This window comes from Psychrobacter sp. Rd 27.2 (assembly GCF_001921755.1).
GTDB classification, from domain to species: domain Bacteria; phylum Pseudomonadota; class Gammaproteobacteria; order Pseudomonadales; family Moraxellaceae; genus Psychrobacter; species Psychrobacter celer.
Map to the genome: position 1 here is coordinate 1 of NZ_MRYB01000151.1, position 339 is coordinate 339.

The window sequence follows — 339 nt, forward strand, 5'->3', positions numbered from 1 at the left end:
TGGTCTAAATGTAGTAGGTGGTATCCTGTCAGATGGTATTTGGTACGTTGATGTCCCTAATGATCCAGCTATTACCGACACTGCAGCGACTTATGAGCTAGTGCTTGAGCGTAACGACAGCACAGTCAATATACCTGAAGGTTCTCTTAATATTACAGTGACGGGTATTACGCAGGATATCAATGGTCAAGGTAGTGACGGTAGCGAAGCGCGTGTAACCGAGAGCTTTGAGATCGCAATAGAGAGGACAGATGGGGGTGTTACACCTGTCAAGCCTGACTTAATAGATAGCTTTACTAGCAAGGCAGAAATACCAGCACAGGTAGAGGATACTGGTTT

Annotated in this window: 1 protein-coding gene; it reads left to right on the forward strand. The window is 45.4% G+C overall.

Annotation, left to right across the window (positions count from 1 at the left end):
• A partial coding sequence (locus BTV99_RS13620; protein WP_178377992.1) for a hypothetical protein occupies positions 1-339 on the forward strand: 339 nt, incomplete at both ends.